The sequence below is a fragment of the Methylibium sp. T29-B genome (assembly GCF_000576225.1).
Taxonomy (GTDB): Bacteria; Pseudomonadota; Gammaproteobacteria; order Burkholderiales; family Burkholderiaceae_C; genus Methylibium; species Methylibium petroleiphilum.
The window spans coordinates 1-6,303 of sequence record NZ_AZSN01000186.1; the positions used below are offsets into that span (position 1 = coordinate 1).

The window sequence follows — 6,303 nt, forward strand, 5'->3', positions numbered from 1 at the left end:
CTCCGCGTCGCGCGCGTGCCGGCGCGTTCGAGCCATCGGATCAGCGCGCGGCGGATCGGCCCGCCGGCATCGGCCTGGGTCGCGCCGGCCGGGCGCAGGCCATGCAGCGCGAGCACTGCGTACACCACCAGATTCCACACCAGCAGCGCGAGCAGCGGCGGCGCGAGGATGTTGATGCGCTGCGACGGCCCGATGGCGTCGCTGGCCGCACCCGCCAGCAGCGCCAGCGCCAGCACGGCATTGCCCAGCCAGCCCGGCCAGGTCGTCGCTGCCAGCACCGCCCGCACGGCCGGCTCGCGCTCGGTCAGTCGCGCAGCGGCCAGGCCGGCCCGCTGTGCGATCAGCACGGCCGCTTCCGCACGCTCACCGGCAGCGCGCGCAGCCTGCTCGCTGGCCCAGGCCGCATCGGCTGCGGTCCAGGGCAGGGTCATCGGGGCTTCGAAGCTGCGAACGAGCAGCACGCGGCGAGCGTCGTCGGCGTTCATGCGGTCCGGGGCGTCGGCAAGCGCGGCAAGGTGGGCCGAGAGAGGGAGAGGCGGTGCGAGGAAGGCATGTCGTTGCGGATGGTTGCACAAGATTTTGCGGAACAACCCCGGCGCAGGGCCTTCTACCTCTGTCAACTCTCCCGGAAAGGACCGACCCCGATGCCCAAGATCTCCCGAACCCTCGCGCTGCTGCTGGCTTGCGGCAGCGCTGCGGCCTCCGCCCAGGTCACGCTCAAGGACGATGGCGAGTGGCGCGCGCTGCTCGGTGCCGGCCTCAGCGCCAGCAGCGGCAACACCCGCGCCACCAGCCTCACGATCAAGGGCGAGGCCGTGCGCCTGACGCCCGAGGACAAGTGGGCGATCTACGGCGACGGCCTGTACGCCGAGAACGAGGGCGAGACCTCGGGCAACCAGATCCGCCTGGGCACGCGCTACGACTTCAACCTCACGCGCGAGGTGTTCGCCTTCGGGGGTCTCGACGCCGAGCGCGACGGCATCGCCGATCTCGACCTGCGCACCGCCCTGAGCGGCGGCCTGGGCTACAAGTTCGTCAACACGCCCGAGCACACCTTCAACGTGTTCGGCGGTCTGCAGTACGCGCGCGATCGCTACAGCGAACCCCGCCCGGTGGACGGCGCCGACCGCGTGCGCTACAGCGCGCTGAGCGCGCTGCTCGGTGAGGAGTCCACCCACAAGCTCACCGACACCGTCTCGGCCAAGCAGCGCTTCGAGCTCTACCCGAGCCTGAAGAACGACGGCGAGTTCCGCGCCCGCTTCGACGCCGACCTGGCGGTGGCGATGACCAAGGCGCTGAGCCTCACGGTGGGCATTGCCTCGCGCTACGACAGCGAGCCCGGCCTCGGCCTGAAGAAGACCGACACCCTGCTCACCACGGGGATCAGCGCGCGTTTCGACTAGGACCCGCTAGCGCCGCAGCGTGCGGTAGACCGCGCTCTCGAAATCGACGAAGCCTGGATAGGACGCCACGTCCTGGAAGGGCAGGATCTGCGTGCCCCAGAAGCCGCCGATGCGGTTCTTGCGGTCGATCCAGTAGTAGAGGTTGCCGAGGCCGGCCCACATCAGCGACCCGGCCGGTCGGCCGGTGGGGGTGTCCTCGTCGTTGACCATGAAGGTGTAGGCCCAGGACTTCGACAGGCCGGGGAAGAACTCGCCGGAGTTCGACAGCGCGGGATTGGTCGTGACCCAGCCGCCGCTCTTCAGTGCGCCCAGTCCGTTCTGCGACATGCGCTGCACGGTCTCGGCGCGCAGCACGCGGCCGTTCGCGCCGTCGCCGTCGTTGAGCAGCATGCGGATGAACTTCATGTAATCGCCGACCGTGCCGTACAGGCCGTGGCCGCCCATGTCCATCTCGGGCGGCTGCGGCAGCACCAGGTCGGGCACCGGCGTGAGCTTGCCGTCGGCGGCGCGCATGTGCAGCGAAGCGCGCCGCTGCATCATCGAGGGCGTGATGACGAACGCGGTGTCGTTCATGCCCAGCGGTGCGAACAAACGCTCGGCCATCACTTCGCCGAGCCGCTTGCCACGCACGGCCTCGACCACCTTGCCCAGCCAGTCGATGTTGCAGCCGTAGTTCCAACGCTCGCCCGGATCGAACAGCAGCACCGACTGGATGGCCTCGTAGGTGTTGGCGATGAGGGTCGGGATGTTCTTCGCCTGACGGTAGGCCAGGTCTTCGGGGCTGAAGAACTCGTAGCCGAAGCCGGCGGTGTGCAGCATCAGGTCGTTCAGCGTGATGGCGCGGCGCGGCGGGCGCGTCTTCGGCTGGCCGTCGGCATCGAGGCCGTCGTAGACCTGGATCGCGGCGATGTCCGGCACGTACCGCGACGCCGCATCGTCGAGGCCGACGAGGCCTTCCTCCACCAGCTGCATCACCATCGCGCCGGTGAGCGCCTTGGTGCAGGAGAACAGGCACATCACGGTGTCCACCGTCATGGGCCGGTCGCTGCCGAGCTCGCGGCTGCCGGCGGCGCCCTCGTAGAGGTTGCCGCGCGCATCGGTCGCCATCGCGACGACGCCGGGTGCGCCACCGGCGCGGCCGACGGTGCTGTCGAGAACCGCGTCGGCGGCCTGCTGGAGGGAGTGCTGCGTCATGCCGTGTTCCGTTCGAGAGGCGGCCGGGCCGCGAGAGCCGGGCCGGCACTCTCTCGCGGTGGTGCCGGCCTGCGTGGATGCCCGAATGTAGTCAGCGCGGCAGCAGGCGGGAGCAGGGCAATCCCGCGGGCGGGCGTGTCGCCTGCCCGTGGCTCAGGCGACCTTCACCACCACCTTGCCGAAGTTCCTGCCCTGGAGCAGCGAGACCAGCCCCTGCGGCGCGCCTTCCAGCGTGTCGATGACGTCCTCGCGCACCTTGATGCGGCCCTGCGCGAGCAGGCCGCTCATCTCGCGGAAGAAGGCCTCGTAGTGCTCGGCGTAGTGGTCGTAGATGATGAAGCCCTGCGTCTTCAGGCGCTTGAGCAGCGAGGTCAGCAGCAGCGGCATGCGGTCGCCCGATTCGCCACCGCCGTTGTAGTGCGCGATGAGGCCGCAGATCGCCATGCGCGAATGCAGGTTGAACAGCGGCAGCACCGCGTCGAACACCGCGCCGCCGACGTTCTCGAAGTAGATGTCGATGCCGTCCGGGCAGGCCTTCTTCAAGTCGCCGGGCAGATCGGCCGAGCGGTGGTCCACGCAGGCGTCGAAGCCCAGTTCCTGGACGGCATAGCGGCACTTGTCGGCGCCGCCGGCGATGCCCACCGCACGCAGGCCGCGCGCCTTGGCCAGCTGCCCGGCGATCTGGCCCACCGCACCGGTGGCGGCGGCGATCACGAAGGTTTCGCCGGCCTTCGGCTCGCCGATGTTGACCAGGCCGTGCCAGGCGGTGAAACCCGGCATGCCGAGCACGCCCAGGCCCCACGACGGATGCGCCATCGACGGGTCGAGCTTGATGTCGATGTCCGAGCCGTCCGACAGCGCGTAGTCCTGCCAGCCGCTGGCGGCGATCACCAGGTCGCCGGCCTTGTAGCCGGGATGGCGGCTTTCCTCGACGCGCGAGATCGTGCCGCCCACCATCGCGCCGCCGAGGTCGACGCCGGGCCGGTAGGAGTAGCCCTCGTTGAGGCGGATGCGCATGTACGGGTCGAGCGACAGCCACAGCGTGCGCAGCAGCATCTGTCCCTCGGCCGGCTTGGGAATGTCGACGGTCTCCAGGCGGAAGGTGCTGGCGGTCGGCATGCCGGCGGGGCGTTCGGCCAACACGAAACGGCGGTTGGTCGATGAGGTCTGGGGCATGGCGGGAGTCCTGTCTCGGTGGGGTGCGGGTGGTTTGTCGCGATCGAGGGGCCGTGCGTGCCGTTCCACGCTCACATGCCTGCGTAGTTCGGCCCGCCGCCCCCCTCGGGGGTGACCCAGACGATGTTCTGCGTCGGGTCCTTGATATCGCAGGTCTTGCAGTGCACGCAGTTCTGCGCGTTGATCTGCAGCCGGTCGGCGCCGGCCTCGGTCTTCACGAATTCGTACACGCCGGCCGGACAGTAGCGGCTCTCCGGACCCGCGTATGTCGCCAGGTTGACAGCCACCGGCACGCTCGCGTCCTTCAGCGTCAGGTGGGCCGGCTGCTGCTCTTCGTGGTTGGTGTTGCTGATGAACACCGAGCTCAGCCGGTCGAAGGTGAGCTGGCCGTCGGGCTTGGGGTAGGCGATCGGCGTGCACTGGTCGGCCGGCTTGAGCCGCGCGTGATCGGCCTCGGTGCGGTGGATCGTCCACGGCGGGCTCTGCACGCCCAGCCGGGGCAGCAGCCACTGCTCGATGCCGGTCATCAGCGCGCCCACGGTGTTGCCCTTCTTGAACCACTGCTTGAAGTTCTTCGAGCGCTGCAGCTCGGCGTGCAGCCAGCTCGCCTCGAAGGCCGCCGGGTAGGCGGCGAGTTCGTCGTGCTGGCGCCCGGCCGCCAGCGCCTCGGCCAGCGCCTCGGCGCACAGCATGCCGGTCTTGATCGCGGCATGGCTGCCCTTGATGCGCGCGGCATTCAGCGTGCCGGCCTCGCAGCCCACCAGCGCACCGCCGGCGAACACCAGCTTGGGCAGGCTCAGCAGCCCGCCGGCGGTGATGGCGCGCGCACCGTAGCCCAGTCGCTTGCCACCGGCGAGTACCGCACGGATGGCCGGGTGGGTCTTCCAGCGCTGCATCTCCTCGAACGGGCTGAGCCAGGGGTTCTGGTAGTCCAGCCCCGTCACGAAGCCGAGCGTGACCTTGTTGTCCGCCAGGTGGTAGAGAAAGCCGCCGCCATAGGTGTGCGAGTCCATCGGCCAGCCGGCGGTGTGCACCACATGGCCGGGGCGATGCTGCGCGGCGGGGACCTCCCACAGCTCCTTGACGCCCAGCGCATAGCTCTGCGGGTCGCGGCCCGCGTCGAGCCGGAACTTCGCGATGAGCTGGCGGCCCAGGTGCCCGCGGGCGCCTTCGGCGAACACGGTGTACTTGCCGCGCAGCTCCATGCCGAGCTGGAAGTTCTCGGTCGGTTCGCCGTCCTTGCCGATGCCGAGGTTGCCGGTCGCGACGCCGCGCACCGCACCCTGCTCGTCGTACAGCACTTCGGCGGCGGCGAAGCCGGGGAAGATCTCCACGCCCAGGGCCTCGGCCTGCTGGGCCAGCCACTGGGTCACGGCGCCCAGGCTGATGACGTAGTTGCCTGGTTGTGGAAGCAGTCGGGCACCAGCCAGTCGGGGGTGCGCGTGGCGCCGGTCTCGGAGAGGAAGAGCACGTCGTCGCCGCTCACCGGCTGCTCCAGCGGGGCGCCGCGTTCCTTCCAGTCGGGGAACAGCTCGGTGATCGCGCGCGGGTCCATCACGGCGCCCGAGAGGATGTGGGCGCCGGGCTCGGAGCCCTTCTCGAGCACGACGACGGAGACCTCCTGGCCGCGTTCGGCGGCGAGCTGCTTCAGGCGGATCGCCGTGGCCAGGCCGCCGGGTCCCGCGCCCACCACCACCACGTCGTAGTCCATGGCCTCGCGCGGGCCGTGCTGGTCGAGGAGGGCTTGCGGTGTCATGTCTCGTTCCTGTGCTTCGCTTCGGAGGGCCTCCGAAAGGCGCGCGGATTCTAAGCCGCAGCACGAGGAAAAAGAACGGTCGTTCTATTCTGTTCCGGCGCGGTCCGGTGCACCTTACAGCGGCAGCAGCTTGACGTCGAACAGCCGTTCGCCCAGCCACACCAGCGCCACGATGCCGGCGAAGGCCGAGCCGCTGCGCAGCCAGGCGCCGGCATGGCCGCGTTCTCGCACCGGCCACAGCAGTAGCGTCGCGGCCGCGACCACGAGCAGCTGACCCACCTCGACACCCAGGTTGAACTGCAGCAATGCGCCCGCCATCGCCCAGGGCGCGAGCTGCAGCTCGATCAGCGGCCCGGCGAAGCCGAAGCCGTGGATCAGCCCGAAGGCGAACGCCGCGACGGCCCGGCGCCTGCCGAGGAAGGGCCGGATGTTGTCGAGCGCGGTCAGCGCGATGGTCACCGCGATCAGCGGTTCGATCACGCTCGGCGGCACGCTGAACACGCGCAGCGAAGCGAGCCCCAGCGTGACCGAGTGGCCGACGGTGAAGGCCGTGATCAGGCCTGCCAGCGGCCACAGGCGCCCGCGCCAGCCGCCGTGCCGGGCATCGGGGCCGAGCACCAGCGGCAGCAGCAGGCAGATCAGGAACAGCACGTGGTCCGCGCCGATCAGGATGTGGTGCAACCCCTCGCCGAAGAAGCCCGGCGCGGGCGCCGACTCGGCGGGCGGGTCGACGCCGACCGCGGCCCCGGATGCGCCGGCGCTCGGAGCCAGCCG

4 protein-coding genes and 2 pseudogenes are annotated in these 6,303 nt (G+C 70.2%); 1 reads left to right on the forward strand and 5 read right to left on the reverse strand.

Features of this window, described 5'->3' with window-relative positions:
- Positions 1-485: pseudogene (locus tag Y694_RS25020) on the reverse strand (hypothetical protein); the annotation flags it as partial.
- 159 nt (positions 486-644) lie between these two features.
- Here Y694_RS25020 and Y694_RS25025 point away from each other — a divergent pair.
- Positions 645-1,403, forward strand: coding sequence for a YdiY family protein (locus Y694_RS25025; protein ID WP_036235360.1), 759 nt, complete (start codon positions 645-647; stop codon positions 1,401-1,403).
- A gap of 6 nt (positions 1,404-1,409) precedes the next feature.
- Here Y694_RS25025 and Y694_RS18990 read toward each other — a convergent pair whose 3' ends face one another.
- The 4 genes and pseudogenes from Y694_RS18990 to Y694_RS19005 form a co-directional block, all read right to left on the reverse strand.
- Positions 1,410-2,597: a serine hydrolase gene (locus tag Y694_RS18990; RefSeq protein WP_036235362.1), complete on the reverse strand. Its 1,188-nt coding sequence runs from the start codon at positions 2,595-2,597 to the stop codon at positions 1,410-1,412.
- 153 nt (positions 2,598-2,750) lie between these two features.
- The gene (locus Y694_RS18995; protein ID WP_036235364.1) at positions 2,751-3,773 is read right to left on the reverse strand and encodes an NADP-dependent oxidoreductase; all 1,023 of its coding nucleotides are present in this window, start codon (positions 3,771-3,773) and stop codon (positions 2,751-2,753) included.
- A 71-nt stretch (positions 3,774-3,844) separates the two neighbouring features.
- Positions 3,845-5,529: pseudogene (locus tag Y694_RS19000) on the reverse strand (electron transfer flavoprotein-ubiquinone oxidoreductase).
- Between the two features lie 114 nt (positions 5,530-5,643).
- Positions 5,644-6,303 (reverse strand): HupE/UreJ family protein (locus Y694_RS19005; protein WP_197028820.1); only part of this gene is annotated, 660 nt, incomplete at its 5' end.

Coding starts and splice junctions, on each gene's coding strand:
- Y694_RS18995 (WP_036235364.1), bottom strand. CDS start 3,773: ATGCCCCAGACCTCATCGACCAACCGCCGTTTCGTGTTGGCCGAACGC.
- Y694_RS18990 (WP_036235362.1), bottom strand. CDS start 2,597: ATGACGCAGCACTCCCTCCAGCAGGCCGCCGACGCGGTTCTCGACAGC.
- Y694_RS25025 (WP_036235360.1), top strand. CDS start 645: ATGCCCAAGATCTCCCGAACCCTCGCGCTGCTGCTGGCTTGCGGCAGC.